Source organism: Lysinibacillus sp. NPDC097287 (genome assembly GCF_044761695.1).
Lineage (GTDB): Bacteria > Bacillota > Bacilli > Bacillales_A > Planococcaceae > Lysinibacillus.
In genome coordinates this window covers 1-1,325 of the sequence record NZ_JBIWCX010000063.1, presented here as the reverse complement: position 1 = coordinate 1,325, position 1,325 = coordinate 1, and the positions used below count along the sequence as shown (strand labels likewise).

At 59.0% G+C, this 1,325-nt stretch carries 2 protein-coding genes; one reads left to right on the top strand and one right to left on the bottom strand.

Features of this window, described 5'->3' with window-relative positions; genetic code table 11:
- On the bottom strand, nucleotides 1-343 hold a 343-nt coding region (locus ACIQ2D_RS22045; RefSeq protein ID WP_402867425.1), incomplete at its 3' end, for a TetR/AcrR family transcriptional regulator.
- A 235-nt stretch (nucleotides 344-578) separates the two neighbouring features.
- Between ACIQ2D_RS22045 and ACIQ2D_RS22040 the strand changes: the two genes are divergently transcribed.
- A partial coding sequence (locus ACIQ2D_RS22040; protein WP_402867424.1) for a thiamine pyrophosphate-dependent dehydrogenase E1 component subunit alpha occupies nucleotides 579-1,325 on the top strand: 747 nt, incomplete at its 3' end.

Sequence of the window (1,325 nt, the reverse complement as noted above, 5' to 3'; positions counted from 1 at the left end):
ATCGACAACCTTTGTCAGGTTCCTGATAGAGGAACTGGCGATACGGCAGTGCCAGGAGATCGACGATCTGCCTCGCTGTCGGAACGGTGTCGTAATCGAGCATGTTCTTGGCCAGGCGATGAATGTGCGCGAGCACTTCGGCGCCGGAGTCGAGGAGGACGGCGTCGAGGATCGCGTCCTTGGATCCGAAATGATAGTGCGCGGACGCTGCTCCCAATCCGGCTTCGGCATTGATCGCTCGAATCGAGACGGCCTCGACTCCCTCTGCTGCGAACAGCTTTGCCGCTGAGTCGATCAGAGCACGGCGAGTTGCTGCGCCGTCGCGTGGACTGGATCGTGGCATTTCCGCAACCTTTCGGTTTGTTGACCCCATCATATCGCGATGTCGCGGCCTGATTTCCGGCCTGCTGACCCGGTGATGTCTGAGTAGATCTCAGTCGATTTAGAGAATGCACTTGATTGAATCACTTGATCCACATATGGTGATGTGACAGCAGCCACACGAATGGCAATCGATGCCGGGTTGTCAAAGGCGCGAACCTCGTACTTGCATGTCGGACTGTCAGAAGGAGATCGGGATGGCCACGCACACAAGCGAACAGCTGACCGAAGTAGTGGAACCGGAGTCACTCGACCCACGGTTGGCGATCGACATTTTCACCGTCATGGCCCGTGCGCGTGCGATCGAGGACGCGGTGCAGATTCACATCCGGGACCACGGATTTGCCGGATTTTGGCATCCGGGCAAAGGGCAGGAAGGTGCTGTCGCTGGAGCGGTGGCAGCCATGCGAGACGACGACTATCTGTTCTATCAGGGAAGAGGAGCCACATGGCCGCTTGCCAAAGGGATGACGATGGGGCCGATCATCGGTGACCTGCTTGGAAAAGTGACAGGTTCTACCGGAGGAAAGGGTGCCGGCGTTCCTCACTGGGCTGATCCGGCGCTGGGAATCATGGGGGAGGGTGCGACGCTGGGTTCGGTGTATCCGGTGGCAGCAGGCGCGGCATTGTCGGCGCAAATGAGAGGCACTGGGCAAGTTGCGCTGGCGGACTTCGGCGACGGGACGGCGGCACGTGGCACCTTCCATGAAACTCTTCTCGAGGCATCGCGGTGGAAACTACCGCTGGTCTACTTCTGTGAGAACAATGGAATCTCGGTAACCACCCCATTTGAATCTGTGAGTCCGACACGCACTATCGCCGAACGCGCGACTGCATACGGGATTCCCGGCGTTCGCGTCGATGGTCATGACGCCGTCGCTGTCTACCATGCGACAAAGGCTGCGATTGATCGAGCGCGCGATGGTCAGGGGCCGTCGTTGATC